Annotated in this window: 15 protein-coding genes and 1 tRNA gene; all 16 read left to right on the top strand. The window is 61.3% G+C overall.

The genetic code is table 11. From position 1 onward, the window contains the following. Positions 1 to 77 precede the first annotated feature (77 nt). The 16 genes from AC1D11_RS03260 (at position 78) to nuoH (ending at position 15,815) form a co-directional block, all read left to right on the top strand. On the top strand, positions 78 to 1,343 hold the full coding sequence (locus tag AC1D11_RS03260) for a branched-chain amino acid ABC transporter substrate-binding protein (protein ID WP_477648116.1): 1,266 nt from the start codon (positions 78 to 80) through the stop codon (positions 1,341 to 1,343). A gap of 55 nt (positions 1,344 to 1,398) precedes the next feature. Next, positions 1,399 to 2,586: a pyridoxal phosphate-dependent aminotransferase gene (locus AC1D11_RS03255; RefSeq protein ID WP_477648117.1), complete on the top strand. Its 1,188-nt coding sequence runs from the start codon at positions 1,399 to 1,401 to the stop codon at positions 2,584 to 2,586. Positions 2,587 to 2,720: 134 nt separating this feature from the next. Beyond that, on the top strand, positions 2,721 to 2,987 hold the full coding sequence (gene rpsO, locus AC1D11_RS03250) for a 30S ribosomal protein S15 (RefSeq protein ID WP_348046953.1): 267 nt from the start codon (positions 2,721 to 2,723) through the stop codon (positions 2,985 to 2,987). A gap of 220 nt (positions 2,988 to 3,207) precedes the next feature. Continuing rightward, positions 3,208 to 5,325, top strand: coding sequence for a polyribonucleotide nucleotidyltransferase (pnp, locus tag AC1D11_RS03245; RefSeq protein WP_477648118.1), 2,118 nt, complete (start codon positions 3,208 to 3,210; stop codon positions 5,323 to 5,325). Positions 5,326 to 5,402: 77 nt separating this feature from the next. Beyond that, positions 5,403 to 6,401: an NAD(P)H-quinone oxidoreductase gene (locus tag AC1D11_RS03240; RefSeq protein ID WP_477648119.1), complete on the top strand. Its 999-nt coding sequence runs from the start codon at positions 5,403 to 5,405 to the stop codon at positions 6,399 to 6,401. Further along, positions 6,398 to 7,156: a triose-phosphate isomerase gene (tpiA, locus tag AC1D11_RS03235; protein WP_477648120.1), complete on the top strand. Its 759-nt coding sequence runs from the start codon at positions 6,398 to 6,400 to the stop codon at positions 7,154 to 7,156. Before AC1D11_RS03240 ends, tpiA begins: the two co-directional genes overlap by 4 nt. Positions 7,157 to 7,189: 33 nt before the next feature. Further along, on the top strand, positions 7,190 to 7,606 hold the full coding sequence (gene secG, locus AC1D11_RS03230; protein ID WP_477648121.1) for a preprotein translocase subunit SecG: 417 nt from the start codon (positions 7,190 to 7,192) through the stop codon (positions 7,604 to 7,606). Positions 7,607 to 7,721: 115 nt separating this feature from the next. Beyond that, positions 7,722 to 7,806 (top strand) — tRNA-Leu (locus tag AC1D11_RS03225). A 99-nt stretch (positions 7,807 to 7,905) separates the two neighbouring features. Next, positions 7,906 to 8,265 carry an NADH-quinone oxidoreductase subunit A gene (locus AC1D11_RS03220; RefSeq protein WP_007864471.1) on the top strand — a complete coding sequence of 120 codons (360 nt, stop codon included), beginning with the start codon at positions 7,906 to 7,908 and terminating at the stop codon, positions 8,263 to 8,265. Positions 8,266 to 8,319: 54 nt separating this feature from the next. After that, positions 8,320 to 8,799 carry a NuoB/complex I 20 kDa subunit family protein gene (locus AC1D11_RS03215; RefSeq protein ID WP_007864469.1) on the top strand — a complete coding sequence of 160 codons (480 nt, stop codon included), beginning with the start codon at positions 8,320 to 8,322 and terminating at the stop codon, positions 8,797 to 8,799. Between the two features lie 3 nt (positions 8,800 to 8,802). Continuing rightward, a complete protein-coding gene (locus AC1D11_RS03210) occupies positions 8,803 to 9,411 on the top strand; it encodes an NADH-quinone oxidoreductase subunit C (RefSeq protein WP_477648122.1) in 609 nt (202 codons plus the stop codon). A 25-nt stretch (positions 9,412 to 9,436) separates the two neighbouring features. After that, positions 9,437 to 10,690 (top strand): NADH-quinone oxidoreductase subunit D, encoded by a 1,254-nt coding sequence (locus AC1D11_RS03205; protein WP_477648123.1) that lies wholly within the window; start codon positions 9,437 to 9,439, stop codon positions 10,688 to 10,690. Between the two features lie 5 nt (positions 10,691 to 10,695). Beyond that, on the top strand, positions 10,696 to 11,190 hold the full coding sequence (gene nuoE / locus AC1D11_RS03200; RefSeq protein ID WP_477648124.1) for an NADH-quinone oxidoreductase subunit NuoE: 495 nt from the start codon (positions 10,696 to 10,698) through the stop codon (positions 11,188 to 11,190). Beyond that, the gene (gene nuoF / locus AC1D11_RS03195) at positions 11,187 to 12,581 is read left to right on the top strand and encodes an NADH-quinone oxidoreductase subunit NuoF (RefSeq protein ID WP_477648125.1); all 1,395 of its coding nucleotides are present in this window, start codon (positions 11,187 to 11,189) and stop codon (positions 12,579 to 12,581) included. The genes nuoE and nuoF overlap by 4 nt, the downstream gene beginning before the upstream one ends. A gap of 19 nt (positions 12,582 to 12,600) precedes the next feature. After that, positions 12,601 to 14,745, top strand: coding sequence for an NADH-quinone oxidoreductase subunit NuoG (gene nuoG / locus AC1D11_RS03190; RefSeq protein WP_477648126.1), 2,145 nt, complete (start codon positions 12,601 to 12,603; stop codon positions 14,743 to 14,745). Continuing rightward, positions 14,742 to 15,815 (top strand): NADH-quinone oxidoreductase subunit NuoH, encoded by a 1,074-nt coding sequence (gene nuoH, locus AC1D11_RS03185; protein WP_477648127.1) that lies wholly within the window; start codon positions 14,742 to 14,744, stop codon positions 15,813 to 15,815. The genes nuoG and nuoH overlap by 4 nt, the downstream gene beginning before the upstream one ends. Positions 15,816 to 15,841: the final 26 nt, after the last annotated feature.

Genomic DNA, 15,841 nt, shown 5'->3' with positions numbered 1-15,841 from the left:
TGCCGCATGCTCAGCAGTTAGGTGTTCATCCGATTTATTCAAGCCAGATCAAAATCAAAAGCAGGGCTTATTTTTTTATGCGTCATCTCTTGAAACGCCTGTTCACGGCACTATGTCTTTCCGCCTCCCTGGGTGCCGGTGCGCAGACTGCGAGCCAGCCGCCGGTGCGGATCGCACTCATCGAAAGTCTCTCGGGCGCCTTCGCCAACACCGGCGAAGCGGTGTTCCGCAATCTGGTTTGGGCGACCGAGCGCGTCAATGCGCGCGGTGGCGTCAAGCTGGCGGGTGGGCCGCGTAACATGGTCGTTGAGCGCTACGACAACAAGGGCCAGAACGAAGAGGCGCTGGCGGCATTGCGTTCGGCGATCGACGACGGCGTGACCATCATTGCGCAGGGCAATTCATCCGCGATTGCGGCTGTGCTGATCGACGCCATCAACAAGCACAACGAGCGTGAGCCGAACAAGCGTGTGCTGTTCCTCAATTACTCGGCGGTCGACCCGATCCTGACGAATGAAAAGTGCAGCTACTGGCATTTCCGCTTTGATGCACACGCGGATATGCGCATGGCCGCGCTCATGGACGTACTCCGGGACGACAAGGCGCTCAAAAGCATTTACCTGATAGGCCAGGACTACAGTTTCGGGCAGGCCGTGCTGCGCGAGGCACGCAAGCAACTGGGTGCGCAGCGACCCGACGTGCAGATCGTGGGCGACGAGTTGCACGCGCTGGGCCGTGTCAAGGACTTCATTCCCTATGCCGCGAAGATCAAGGCCAGCGGAGCGCAGGCAGTGCTGACGGGCAACTGGGGCAACGACCTGACGCTGCTGATCAAGGCGGCAAGGGAGGTCGGTTACGAGGGCAAGTTCTATACCTTTTACGGTAACGCGCTGGGCGTGCCGGGCGCGCTGGGCGATGCCGGCGTAGGCAAGGTGATCGCGGTGGCCGACTGGTTCCCGAATGAGGCGGGCGCGCAGTCCGAAGCCTTCTACCAATCCTTTCGCCAGCGCTTTCCCAAGCCTCAGGACGACTATGTGCACATGCGCATGCAGCTGATGATTGAGGCCCTGGCGCAAAGCCTGGACAAAGCGGGCAGTGCTGACGCCGGCGCGGTGGCGGCGCAGCTGGAGCGCAGTACGGTCACTTTTGCGGGCCACAAAGGCACGATGCGCTCGGCCGACCACCAGTTCCAGCAGCCGCTGCTGGTGGCGTTGATGGGCAAGCAGGGTTCGCCGGGTGTGAAATTTGACGTGGAAGGTTCCGGCTACGGCTTTCGCGTCATCAAGACTATTTCGCCCGAAAAGGCCGAGCAGCCCAACAGCTGCAAGATGGTCCGGCCCTGAGGTCAAATTGGCTGATTGAATAATTGATTGACGCCAGCAGGCGGACGGACTATCCATGAGAAAAACAGTTTTAGATCTTGAAGAATCGATGATCCGCCAGGTGGCCAACGCGGGCATGGGGCGCGATGACGTCCTCAAGTTCTGGTTTGGCGAGAGCGATGAGGTCACGCCCGCGTTTATCCGCGATGCGGCGGCTGCGTCGTTGCAGCAGGGCGAGACTTTTTATGCGCAAAACCTGGGCTTGCCAGAGCTGCGGGAGGCTATTGCCAATTACGCGATGGGCCTGCGCTGTGCGGGGGCCGCGCCGATTACGGCCGAGCGCATCGCAGTGACTTCCGGCGGTGTCAATGCGCTGATGCTGGCGGTGCAGGCGCTGGTGGATGCCGGCGACGAAGTCGTGGCCGTGACGCCCGTCTGGCCCAACCTGACGGCCCAGCCGGCCATCATGGGCGCGCAGGTCAAATGCGTCAGCCTCGAGCCGGTGGCAGGCGAGTGGCGGCTTGATGTGGCCGAGCTGCTGGCCGCCATCACGCCGAAAACCAAACTACTCATCGTCAACGCGCCCAACAATCCCACCGGCTGGACGCTGTCGCGCGCCGAGCAGGAGACCATCCTCGCGCATTGCCGCAAGACCGGGACCTGGATCCTGGCGGACGAGGTCTATGAACGGCTTTATTACGAGCCCACCCCTAACGGCTGCGCCCCCAGTTTTTTGGATATTGCTGCTCCCGAGGATCGACTGGTGGTCGTTCACAGCTTTTCCAAGAGCTTTTTGATGACTGGGTGGCGCCTGGGCTGGCTGGTGATGCCGGCTGCCATGACGCCGCACATGGGCAAGCTGGTGGAGTTCAATACCTCCTGTGCACCGGTGTTCGTGCAGCGGGCCGGGCTGGTGGCCATCGAACGCACGGCCGACATCACGCCGCGCGTGGTTGCCCACCTGAAAACCTGCCGCGACACCCTGGTGCCGCTGTTGCAGGCCGTGCCGGGCGTGCAGCTGGCGCCGGCCAAAGGCGGCATGTACGCCTTTTTCCGGCTGGAAGACCAGGCGCGCTTTGGGGACTCTCTGGAGACCGCCAAGCGCCTGGTGGTGGAAGGTGGCTTGGGCCTGGCGCCTGGCAATGCATTCATGGTCAATCCAGGCCCAGAGGCCCAGGGCTGGCTGCGCTGGTGCTTCGCCAGCCAGGACTTGGGCAGGCTGGGGCAGGGAGTGGAACGCTTGAGGCGCTGGCTTGGGCTATAATCCAAGGCTCTGCGCAAATTGAGGCCTTTTTTTGGCCTTTTTCATGCCGGAACACGACGAAAGCGGTTTATTTAATCCCATGTCGGGAACGCTGCTTCGCTCGCAAGCGCACCTCGGTGCAGGAAAGAGGAAACATGATTGCAAAATCAATCAAGGCTGAAATCGTTCAGGCCAACGCACGTGCCGCCGGCGACACCGGCAGCCCTGAAGTTCAAGTGGCGCTGCTGACCGGCCGCATCAACGAACTGACCCCCCATTTCAAAGCCAACGCGAAAGATCACCACGGCCGCCGCGGTCTGCTGCGCATGGTGAGCCGCCGCCGCAAGCTGCTGGACTACCTGAAGTCCAAAGACGCCGAACGTTATACCGCGCTGATCGCCAAGCTTGGCCTGCGCAAGTAATCGGTAAAAACGATTTGAAAGCGCCTGAGTTAGTTCACTAGCTCAGGCGCTTTTTACTTCGGAGCAAGGCAAAACGAGCACGCGCTGTGTCATTCCACAAGAAAAGCCCTGGTCAGGCCGCTGATCCCAGGCATTTTGTGGAATGGCATCGTGTTCAGCCAGCCGCCGCTCCGGGCCTCCCGCGCTGCCTCAAGCGCGTGAATTTAGTGGAGATAAGAACATGAGCATTTTCAACAAAGTCACCAAGTCTTTCCAATGGGGCCAGCACAAGGTCACGATGGAAACCGGCGAAATCGCACGCCAGTCCAGCGGCGCCGTCGTCGTTGACATGGACGGCACCGTGGTGCTGGCCACCGTGGTCGCCAAGACCGACGCCAAGCCCGGCCAGGATTTCTTCCCCCTGACTGTCGACTACCTCGAGAAAACCTACGCCGCCGGCCGCATTCCCGGCAGCTTCTTCAAGCGTGAAGGCCGCCCCAGCGAATTCGAAACGCTGACGTCCCGCCTGATCGACCGTCCTATCCGCCCCCTGTTCCCCGAAGGCTTCTTCAACGAAGTGCAGGTCGTGATCCATGTGCTGTCGCTGAACCCTGAAGTCGAAGGCGACATCCCCGCACTGATCGCTTCGAGCGCCGCCCTGTCGATCTCCGGCATCCCGTTCAACGGCCCCATCGGCGCTGCCCGCGTGGCCTACATCGACGGCCAGTATGTGCTGAACCCCGGCAAGACCCAGCTCAAGGATTCGAAGATGGACCTCGTCGTGGCCGGCACCGAAGCCGCCGTGCTGATGGTCGAGTCCGAAGCCCAGCAACTGTCCGAAGAAATCATGCTTGGCGCCGTGGTGTTCGGTCATGAGCAGGGCAACATCGCCATCAACGCGATCCATGAACTCGTGCGCGACGCCGGCAAGCCGGTCTGGGACTGGAAGGCCCCCGCAAAGAACGAACCGCTGATCGCCAAGGTCAACGAACTCGCCGGCGCCAAGCTGCAAGCCGCGTACCAGATCCGCGCCAAGCAAGCCCGTACGCAAGCCTGCCGCGTGGTGACTTCGGATGTGATGGCCGCGCTCAAGGCCGACGGCGTCGAATTCGACGGCGTGGCCGTTGAAGGCATGCTGTTCGATATCGAAGCCAAGATCGTTCGTAGCCAGATCCTGGCCGGCGAGCCCCGCATCGACGGCCGCGACACGCGCACCGTTCGCGCCATTGAAATCCGCAACAGCGTGCTGCCCCGCACCCACGGCTCGGCCCTGTTCACGCGCGGCGAAACCCAGGCGCTGGTCGTGACCACGCTGGGCACCGAGCGCGATGCGCAGCGTATCGACGCGTTGTCGGGCGACTACGAAGACCGCTTCATGCTGCACTACAACATGCCTCCGTTCGCCACCGGTGAAACCGGCCGTGTCGGCTCGCCAAAGCGCCGCGAAATCGGCCACGGCCGTCTGGCTAAGCGCGCGCTGATCGCCGTGCTGCCGTCGAAGGAAGAGTTTCCGTACACCATGCGCGTGGTGTCTGAGATCACCGAGTCCAACGGCTCTTCGTCCATGGCTTCGGTCTGCGGCGGCTGCCTGTCGCTGATGGACGCCGGCGTGCCGATGAAAGCCCACGTGGCCGGTATCGCCATGGGCCTGATCAAGGAAGACAACCGTTTTGCCGTGCTGACCGACATCCTGGGCGACGAAGATCATCTGGGGGACATGGACTTCAAGGTTGCCGGGACCACCTTCGGTATCACCGCGCTGCAGATGGACATCAAGATCCAGGGCATCACCAAGGAAATCATGCAGGTTGCGCTGGCCCAGGCCAAGGAAGCCCGCATGCACATCCTGGGCAAAATGCAGGAAGCCATGGGCGAAGCCAAGGCTGAAGTGTCCGACTTCGCGCCGCGTCTCTATGTCATGAAGATCAATCCAGAGAAAATCCGTGACGTGATCGGCAAGGGCGGCGCCGTCATCCGCGCGCTGACCGAAGAAACCGGCACGCAGATCAACATCGAGGAAGACGGTACCATCACGATCGCCTCGAACGACAGCGCCAAGGCTGACGAAGCCAAGCGCCGCATCGCCGAGATCACCGCTGAAGTCGAAATCGGCAAGGTCTACGAAGGCCCGGTCACCAAGATCCTGGACTTCGGCGCCCTGATCAACCTGCTGCCCGGCAAGGACGGCCTGCTGCACATCAGCCAGATCGCCCACGAGCGCGTCGAGAAGGTCACCGACTACCTGAGCGAAGGCCAGATCGTCAAGGTCAAGGTTCTGGAGACCGACGAAAAGGGCCGTGTCAAGCTGTCGATGAAGGCCCTGCTGGACCGTCCGGCCCAGGACCAGGACCGGGGCTGATCAATATCTGCTATTGATTTTGTAGCTGCCTGCGCTCTTGTACAGAGGGCTGGCGGCTCAAATGACCTTGATACGCCATGAAAGTTGTTGAAATTACCTCCTACGGCAAGCCTGAGGTGTTGCGCCTGGCTGATCGGCCGGCGCCCATCGAAGGTTCTGGCGAGGTAGTGATCCGCGTGAGCGCCAGTGGCGTCAACCGCCCTGATGTTCTTCAGCGCATGGGTCACTACCCGGTACCGCCAGGGGCGTCCGACATTCCCGGGCTTGAGGTCGCGGGTGTGATCGTGTCCGGCGATGCCGGGGCCATGACTGCAGCCGGTCTCAAAATCGGTGACCGTGTCTGCGCGTTGGTCGCGGGTGGCGGCTATGCCGAGTTGTGTGTTGCTCCGATTGGGCAGTGCCTGCCGGTGCCTTCAGGGCTGAGCGACATCGAGGCGGCATCTCTGCCCGAGACTTTTTTCACCGTCTGGAGCAATGTGTTTGAGCGCGCTTACCTGCAGCCGGGCGAAACCTTGCTCATCCAGGGCGGCTCCAGCGGCATCGGCGTCACGGCCATCCAGATCGCCAAGGCGCTGGGCGCCAAGGTGCTGGTCACGGCCGGCAGCGACGACAAGTGCGCTGCCTGCGTGGCCTTGGGTGCGGACCACGCCATCAACTACAAGACCCGCGACTTTGCCGAAGAGGCAAAAAAACTGACCAACGGGAAGGGCGTCGACGTCATTCTTGATATGGTTGCCGGTGGTTATGTCGCGCGAGAAGTTGACTGCATGGCCGAAGATGGCCGTCTGGTCATCATTGCGATACAGGGCGGGGTCAAGTCCGAGATCAATGCGGGATTGGTGTTGCGCAAGCGCTTGACCGTCACCGGTTCAACCCTGCGTGCGCGATCTGTTGAATTTAAGAGCGCCATTGCGAATGCATTGAGGGATAAGGTCTGGCCACTGCTTGCGAGCGGTGCTGTCAAGCCGGTGATTCACAGCACGTTTGCGGCGGCTGATGCAGCCAAGGCGCATGCACTGATGGAGTCCAATCAGCATGTCGGAAAAATCGTTTTAACCTGGTCACCGACACCATGAAGAAGCTTATTGCCGGTAACTGGAAGATGAACGGCGGCCTGGAGGCCAACGCGGCCTTGCTGGATGCCCTGGCGAGCGGGCTGGCCAGCCCTCCGGCGTGCGAGGTGGCGGTCTGTGTTCCCGCGCCTTACCTGGCACAGGTTCAGCTATTGCGAGCCGCGAAATCCGGCCTGGCTGTCATTGAGCTGGGCGCGCAGGATGTGTCCGCTCATGCCAGTGGCGCCTATACGGGTGAAGTCAGTGCCGCCATGCTCAAGGAATTTGGCTGCCGTTTCGCCATCGTTGGTCACTCAGAGCGCCGCCAGTATCACGGCGAGACTGATGCGGTGGTCGCCGACAAGGCGAAGTCTGCACTGGCCTGCGGCGTTACCCCCATCGTTTGTGTTGGTGAAACGCTGGCCGAGCGCGAGGCAGGCCATACCGAGGAAGTCGTGAAGCGGCAGCTCGCGGCGGTGATCCACACCAATGGCCACTGTATCAGCGAAATCGTGGTGGCCTACGAACCGGTATGGGCGATTGGTACCGGCAAGACGGCGACTCCGCAAGAGGCGCAGGCTGTGCACCTGGTGCTGCGCAGCCAATTGAAGGCGGCTACCGATCAGTTTGCCCGCGTGAAAATCCTGTATGGCGGCAGCATGAATGCGGCCAACGCGGCAACGCTGCTGGCCCAGCCCGATATCGACGGTGGCCTGATTGGCGGTGCCTCGCTCAAAGCCCCAGATTTTTTGACAATTATTGCTGCAGCCCGCAATTGACGTGCGCAGAACGCTATTAATTTAGGAGTAGATATGAACGTTGTATTAACCATTGTCCTCGCCGTGCAGATGCTCTCGGCGCTCGGCATGATTGGCCTGATCCTGGTGCAACACGGCAAGGGCGCAGACATGGGCGCGGCGTTTGGCAGCGGCGGTTCGGGCAGCCTTTTTGGCGCCAGTGGCAGTGCCAATTTCCTGTCACGCACAACCGGCGTTCTCGCTGCGTTGTTTTTTGCGTGCACCTTGCTGCTTGCTTACTTTGGCAATGCCACCGCACGTACCAGCTCCAGCGTTCTGGAGGGGGCCGCCGTGACCGCTCCGGCGCCGGCTGCTGCAGCTTCCGGTGCGGCCCAGATTCCAGGGACCTCTGCACCTGCAGGTACCGGCACGGCAGTTCCTGTCCCGCCTGCGCCCGCCGCCTCCGGTGCCGCGCAAATCCCGACGAAATAACGAGATTTTGCTGTTGCCCGCAGTCGGGAGCGGCGATATTTCGGGGTAAACTCTAAGACTGTCTGGAAAGCCAAAAACCGTAAGGTTCCTCATGCCATCCAGGCAGTTAAATACCGCGGACGTGGTGAAATTGGTAGACACGCTATCTTGAGGGGGTAGTGCCGAAAGGTGTGCGAGTTCGAGTCTCGCCGTCCGCACCAGATTGACATGCATCGGCAGCAGTGCTCCGGCAATGTTGTCCGCTCAAACGGCAAGCTGAAGCAAACCGCGCAAGTGGCTTTTCAGAAGTTGAATCCACGATGAACCTCGATCAATACCTTCCTGTTCTTTTGTTTATTCTGGTTGGTGTGGGTGTCGGTGTGGTGCCTCAGGTCCTGGGGCGTTTGTTGGGTCCTGTTCGCCCCGACAGCGAAAAAAATTCCCCTTACGAATGCGGCTTCGAGGCTTTCGAAGATGCCCGCATGAAATTCGATGTGCGCTACTACCTGGTCGCCATCCTCTTCATTCTTTTTGACCTTGAAATCGCATTTCTTTTCCCTTGGGCCGTGGCGCTCAAGGAAATCGGCCCTGTCGGTTTCTGGTCCGTCATGATTTTCCTGGGCATTCTGGTCGTGGGCTTTGTTTACGAGTGGAAAAAAGGTGCGCTGGACTGGGAATAAGAAGCTAAGAATCCCGAGGGTTCTCTAGGCGGGTCACGCCACAAAGGTACGGGTATGTCACTTGAAGGTGTTTTCAACGAAGGCTTCATGACCACGAGTTACGACTCGGTGGTGAACTGGGCCAAGACGGGTTCGCTCTGGCCCATGACGTTTGGCCTGGCCTGTTGCGCCGTCGAAATGATGCATGCGGGCGCGGCGCGTTACGACCTGGATCGCTTCGGCATGTTGTTTCGTCCCAGCCCACGTCAGTCCGACCTGATGATCGTGGCCGGCACGCTGTGCAACAAGATGGGCCCGGCCTTGCGCAAGGTGTACGACCAGATGTCGGAGCCGCGCTGGGTGTTGTCCATGGGCTCGTGCGCCAACGGCGGCGGCTATTACCACTACAGCTATTCGGTGGTTCGCGGCTGCGACCGTATCGTGCCGGTGGACGTCTACGTGCCCGGCTGCCCGCCCACGGCCGAAGCTCTGATGTACGGCATCATCCAGCTGCAGCAGAAAATTCGTCGCACCAACACGATTGCGAGGGCATAAAGCATGTCCTCTTCCCCCGTGTCCATGGAGCAACTCGTCGAAACGATTCACGCCGTGCTCGGCGACAAGGTCAAAAGCCTGAAGACTGCTTTGGGTGAAATCACCCTTACGGTCGCCGCTGCTGATTATCTTGGGGCCGCAACCCTGCTGCGCGATGCGCCCGGTTGCCGCTTCGAGCAACTGATCGACCTGTGCGGTGTCGACTATTCCGAATACAAGGACGGCCAGTACGACGGCCTGCGCTACTGCGTGGCGTCGCATCTGCTGTCGGTCAGCCTTAACCAGCGCGTTCGCCTCAAGGTGTTTTGCCCCGACGACGACTTCCCTGTGGTGGATTCGCTCAACGGCATCTGGAACTCGGCCAACTGGTTCGAGCGCGAAGCCTTCGACCTCTACGGCATCATCTTCGAAGGCCACAACGATCTGCGCCGCATCCTGACCGACTACGGTTTCATCGGCCATCCTTTCCGCAAGGACTTCCCGACATCGGGCCATGTGGAAATGCGTTATGACCCTGAACAAAAGCGCGTGATTTACCAGCCGGTCACCATCGAGCCGCGTGAAATCACTCCCCGTGTGATTCGCGAAGACAACTACGGCGGCCTGCAGTAAGCAGAGCTGGCAAGAGATACCCCACATGGCTGAAATCAAAAACTACACGCTTAACTTTGGACCGCAGCATCCGGCGGCGCACGGCGTGTTGCGCCTGGTGCTCGAGCTTGACGGCGAAGTGATCCAGCGCGCCGATCCGCACATCGGCCTGCTGCACCGCGCCACTGAAAAGCTCGCCGAGAGCAAGACCTACATCCAGTCGTTGCCTTACATGGACAGGCTGGACTATGTGTCCATGATGTCCAACGAGCAGGCCTACTGTCTGGCCATCGAGAAGCTGCTCGGCGTCGACGTGCCCGTCCGTGCGCAGTACATCCGCGTGATGTACGCCGAAATCACGCGCCTGCTCAATCACCTGCTGTGGCTGGGCGCGCATGGTTTTGACTGCGGCGCGATGAACATCCTGATTTACTGCTTCCGCGAGCGTGAGGCATTGTTCGACATGTATGAGGCCGTCTCCGGCGCGCGCATGCATGCAGCCTACTTCCGACCGGGCGGTGTGTACCGCGACCTGCCAGACAGCATGCCGCAGTACCGTGTCAGCAAGGTCAAAAACGCCAAGGCCATTGAAGCACTGAACGAGAACCGCCAGGGTTCGCTGCTCGACTTCATCGAGGACTTCACCAACAAGTTCCCCGGTTACGTCGACGAATACGAAACCTTGCTGACGGACAACCGTATCTGGAAGCAGCGTACGGTGGGCGTGGGCGTCGTCTCTCCGGAGCGCGCTCTCAACCTCGGCTTCACGGGCCCCATGCTGCGGGGTTCGGGTTTTGCGTGGGACTTGCGCAAGCAGCAGCCCTACGATGTCTACGACAAGATGGACTTCGACATCCCGGTCGGCAAGACCGGCGACTGCTACGACCGCTACCTGGTCCGCATCGAAGAGATGCGCCAGTCCAACCGCATCATCAAGCAGTGCATTGACTGGTTGCGCGTCAACCCCGGACCTGTGATCACCAGCAACCACAAGGTCGCGGCTCCCGACCGTGAATCCATGAAGACCAACATGGAAGAGCTGATCCACCATTTCAAGCTCTTTACCGAAGGCTTCCATGTTCCCGAAGGCGAAGCCTATGCGGCGGTCGAGCATCCCAAGGGCGAGTTCGGCATCTATATCGTCAGCGACGGCGCCAACAAGCCTTATCGCCTGAAGATCCGTCCGCCGGGTTTCCCGCACCTTGCGGCCATGGACGAAATGTCGCGCGGCCACATGATCGCCGATGCCGTCGCCGTGATAGGCACCATGGATATTGTGTTCGGTGAAATTGACCGGTAATCCCCATGATTTCTGAACAAACCAGAGTGCGCTTCGACCGCGAAGTCGCCAAATACCCCGCGGACCAGAAGCAGTCGGCCGTCATGGCCTGCCTGACCATCCTGCAGGAAGAGCACGGCTACGTGAGCGCCGAGAGCGAAAAAGTCGTGGCCGAATATCTCGGCATGGCGCCTATCGCCGTGCACGAAGTCACCACCTTCTACAACATGTACAACCAGCGCCCGGTCGGGAAGTACAAGCTCAATGTCTGCACCAACCTGCCTTGCCAGCTGCGCGACGGCGCCAAGGCGCTCAAGCACCTGGAGCACAAGCTGGGCATCGCCATGGGGGAGACCAGCGCCGACGGCCTTTTCACGCTGCAGCAATCCGAATGCCTGGGTGCCTGCGCGGATTCACCGGTAATGCTCGTCAATGACCTCACCATGTGCAGCTTTATGAGCAACGAGAAACTGGACCAGCTCATCGAAGGTCTCAAATCCGCCGAGGCAAAGCAACCATGACGCTCGCACCCCTGACACCCAATAGCGCAGCCGCGCAGAGCGTGCTGTCGCAGTTTTCGGCTACCGGCGTCCAGACCTGCTTCCACGGCCGGCACATCAACCCGCAAATCCTGGCCGATCTTGACGGCAGCAACTGGCGGCTCAAGGATTACGAAGCCCGCGGCGGTTACCAAGCCTTGCGCAAGATCCTGAAACAGGACGGCGGCGAAGGCATGACGCCCGACCAGGTCATCGCTGAGGTCAAGGCTGGCAGCCTGCGTGGCCGCGGCGGCGCGGGTTTCCCGACGGGGCTCAAGTGGAGCTTCATGCCGCGCCAGTTCCCGGGCCAGAAATACCTGGTCTGCAACTCGGACGAGGGTGAGCCGGGCACCTGCAAGGACCGCGACATCATGCAGTACAACCCGCACAGCGTGATCGAGGGCATGGCGATTGCTGCCTACGCCATGGGCATCAGCGTGGGCTACAACTACATCCACGGCGAGATCTTCGCGACCTACCAGCGTTTTGAAGAAGCGCTGGAAGAAGCACGCGCGGCCGGCATGCTGGGCGACAACATCTTCGGCAGCGGCTTCAGCTTCCAGCTTCATGCCTCGCACGGCTTCGGTGCGTACATCTGTGGCGAAGAAACCGCGTTGCTCGAGTCGCTCGAAGGCAAAAAAGGCCAGCCGCGCTTCAAGCCGCCGTTCCCGGCGAGCTTCGGCCTCTACGGCAAGCCCACCACCATCAACAACACCGAGACCTTCGCGGCCGTTCCCTGGATCATCCGCAACGGCGGCCAGGCCTACCTCGAATGCGGCAAGCCCAACAACGGCGGCACCAAGATTTATTCGGTCTCGGGCGACGTCGAACTGCCGGGCAACTACGAAGTGCCAATGGGTACGCCGTTTTCCAAACTGCTCGAGCTGGCCGGCGGTGTGCGCAAAGGCCGTACGCTCAAGGCCGTGATTCCCGGCGGGTCATCGGCTCCCGTGCTGCCGGCTTCCATCATGATGGAATGCACCATGGACTACGACTCCATCGCCAAGGCTGGTTCCATGCTGGGCTCGGGTGCGGTAATCGTGATGGACGACAGCCGTTGCATGGTCGAATCGCTCAAGCGCTTGTCTTACTTCTATATGCACGAATCCTGCGGGCAATGCACGCCTTGCCGCGAAGGCACGGGCTGGCTCTGGCGTGTCGTGGACCGTATCCACAATGGCCATGGCAAGCAAACCGACATGGAGCTGCTCAACTCGGTGGCCGACAACATCCAGGGCCGCACCATCTGCGCGCTCGGCGATGCCGCGGCCATGCCGGTGCGCGCCATGATCAAGCATTTCCGTCATGAGTTTGAAGCCATGATCAAGCCACAAGTCTCCCACGCTCCGGTTTCGGCTGCCGCGCAAGCCTGAATTGCGGAAAGAAAAAAATATGGTTGAAATAGAACTCGACGGCCAGAAGGTGGAAGTGCTTGAAGGCAGCACGGTGATGCATGCGGCCGAAAAAGCCGGCACCTACATTCCGCACTTCTGCTATCACAAAAAACTCAGCATTGCCGCCAACTGCCGCATGTGCCTGGTCGACGTGGAGAAGGCGCCCAAGCCGATGCCGGCCTGCGCTACGCCCGTCACCCAGGGCATGATCGTCCGCACCAAGAACGACAAAGCCATCAAGGCCCAAAAGGGCGTGATGGAGTTCTTGCTGATCAACCACCCGCTGGATTGCCCGATCTGCGACCAGGGCGGCGAATGCCAGCTGCAGGATCTGGCTGTCGGCTATGGCGGCAGCGAATCGCGCTACGAAGAAGAAAAACGCGTCGTCTTCCACAAGGACGTCGGCCCGCTGATCTCCATGCAGGAGATGAGCCGCTGCATCCATTGCACGCGCTGCGTGCGTTTCGGCCAGGAAGTGGCCGGCGTGATGGAGCTCGGCATGTCGCATCGCGGCGAGCACGCCGAGATCGAAACCTTCGTCGGCATGTCGGTGGATTCCGAACTGTCCGGCAACATGATCGACATCTGCCCGGTCGGCGCGCTGACCAGCAAGCCTTTCCGCTACAGCGCCCGCACCTGGGAACTCTCGCGCCGCAAGTCGGTCAGCCCGCACGACTCGACCGGTGCCAACCTGATCGTCCAGGTCAAGAGCAACAAAGTCATGCGCGTCGTCCCCCTGGAGAACGAGGACGTCAACGAATGCTGGATCGCCGACCGCGACCGCTTCTCGTATGAAGCCCTCAACGGCGACGAACGCCTGACCAGCCCCATGCTCAAGCAGGGCGGCGAATGGAAGGCAGTCGACTGGCAGACCGCGCTCGAATACGTGGCCAACGGCCTCAAGCAGATCAAGGCCGACCACGGTGCCAGCAGCATTGGCACCCTGGCCAGCCCGCACAGCACGCTCGAAGAGCTCTACCTGGCCGCCTCCCTGATGCGCGGCCTGGGCAGCGAGAACATCGACTACCGGCTGCGCAACGCCGAGTTCATCACGCCGTCGGCCATCCGCTGGCTGGGCACCTCTATCGCTTCGCTGTCGCAACTGCAACGCGTGCTCGTAGTCGGTTCCAACCTGCGCAAGGACCATCCGTTGTTCGCGCAGCGCATACGCCAGGCCGTTCGCAAGGGCGGGGCGCTGAGCACCATCAATTCCACCGCCGAACTCGCGGGCGCCGAGGCGTGGGCCATGCCCGTCGCCAACGCGCTGCTGGCGGCGCCTGAGGCCTGGATCCAGGCCCTGGCCGATGTGGCCGCTGCGATTGCTGCCGACAAGGGCGTCACGGCGCCAGCAGCCGGCCAGGCCACCGACGCGGCCAAGGCCGTCGCCAAGTCCCTGCTGGGCGGCGAGCGCAAAGCCATTCTGCTGGGCAATGCCGCGGCGCATCACGCCAAGGCCTCCAGCTTGCTGGCGCTTGCCAACTGGATTGGCGAGCAGACCGGCGCCACCGTGGGTTACCTCACGGAAGCCGCCAACACCGTGGGTGCCCAACTGGCTGGCGCCTTGCCTGCAGGCAAAGGTCTGAATGCCGGCCAGATGCTGGACGGCCAGCTCAAGGCGGTGCTCCTCCTCAACAACGAACCCGAGTTCGACTCTGCCGCAGGCGCCAGGGTCAAATCCACGCTCAACGCCGCGCAGATGGTCGTGACGCTGAGCCCCTTCAAGGCCAACATGGCCTTCAGCGACGTATTGCTGCCGATTGCGCCTTTCACCGAAACCCCCGGCACTTTCGTCAACGCCGAAGGCCGCGTGCAAGGCTTTCACGCCGTCGTCAAGCCGCTGGGCGAAACCCGCCCGGCCTGGAAGGTGTTGCGCGTGCTTGCCAACCTGCTGGGTTTGCCCGGTTTTGATTTTGAATCTGCACAGGACGTGCTCAAGCAGGTCGCAGGCGCCGATGCGGCGCAGCTTCCCGCAGACAGACTCGGCAACGGCACCCAGGCCGCTGTCGACCTGTCGGGGGCTTCCTCCCACACGCCAGCCGTGGCCAGCATTTACCAGCTCGACGGGCTGGTCAGGCGTGCCACATCGCTGCAGCTGACGGCGGATGCGCGCCAGGCCGCCGGGCTCGAAGGAGTGGCCGCATGATTGATGGAATCTTCGCCTTCGGCCAGGGTTTGATGGGTGGCATCTGGCCGGCCACGGTATGGCCTGTGTTATGGACGCTCATCAAGATCGTCTGCGTGCTGCTGCCGCTGATGGGCCTCGTGGCTTACCTCACCTTGTGGGAACGCAAGGCCATCGGCTTTACCCAGATCCGCCTCGGGCCCAATCGCGTCGGGCCTTTCGGCCTGCTGCAGCCGATCGCCGATGCGCTCAAGCTGCTGACCAAGGAAATCATCATCCCCACGGCGGCCAGCAAGGGCCTGTTCGTGCTCGGCCCCATCATGACCATCATGCCGGCCCTGGCCGCCTGGGCCGTGATTCCCTTCGGGCCCGAGATCGCGCTGGCCAACATCAACGCCGGCCTGCTGTTCCTGATGGCCATCACCTCGCTGGAGGTCTATGGCGTGATCATCGCGGGCTGGGCTTCCAACTCCAAATACGCCTTCCTCGGCGCCATGCGCGCCTCGGCGCAGATGGTCAGCTATGAAATCGCCATGGGCTTCTGCCTGGTGGTGGTACTCATGGTGTCCGGCAGCCTCAACATGACCGACATTGTGATGAGCCAGGGCAAAGGCACTTTGGCCAGCCATGGATGGACTTTCCTGTCCTGGAACTGGCTGCCGCTGCTGCCGATCTTTGTCGTGTACTTCATCTCCGGCCTGGCCGAAACCAACCGCCACCCCTTCGACGTCGTCGAAGGCGAGTCCGAAATCGTGGCCGGCCATATGGTCGAGTACTCAGGCATGGCGTTCGCGATGTTCTTCCTCGCCGAATACGCGAACATGTGGCTGGTCGCCATCCTGGCTGTGCTGCTGTTCCTGGGCGGCTGGTTGCCGCCCGTCGAAGCCCTGAGCTTCGTCCCGGGCTGGATCTGGCTGGGCGCCAAGACCTTTGTGGTGGTCACCATGTTCCTGTGGGTGCGCGCCACCTTCCCGCGTTTTCGTTACGACCAGATCATGCGCCTGGGCTGGAAGATCTTCATTCCCGTGACCCTGGTCTGGCTGGTAGTCGTTGGCGCCTGGATGCAGACGCCGTACAACATCTGGAAGTGACTATGAGCCCCCACGTTCGCTCACTT

The sequence above is a fragment of the Polaromonas sp. P1_E11 genome, from assembly GCF_056405995.1.
Note: the sequence above shows the minus strand (reverse complement) of the source record. Positions and strands in the feature narration are given on the sequence as shown.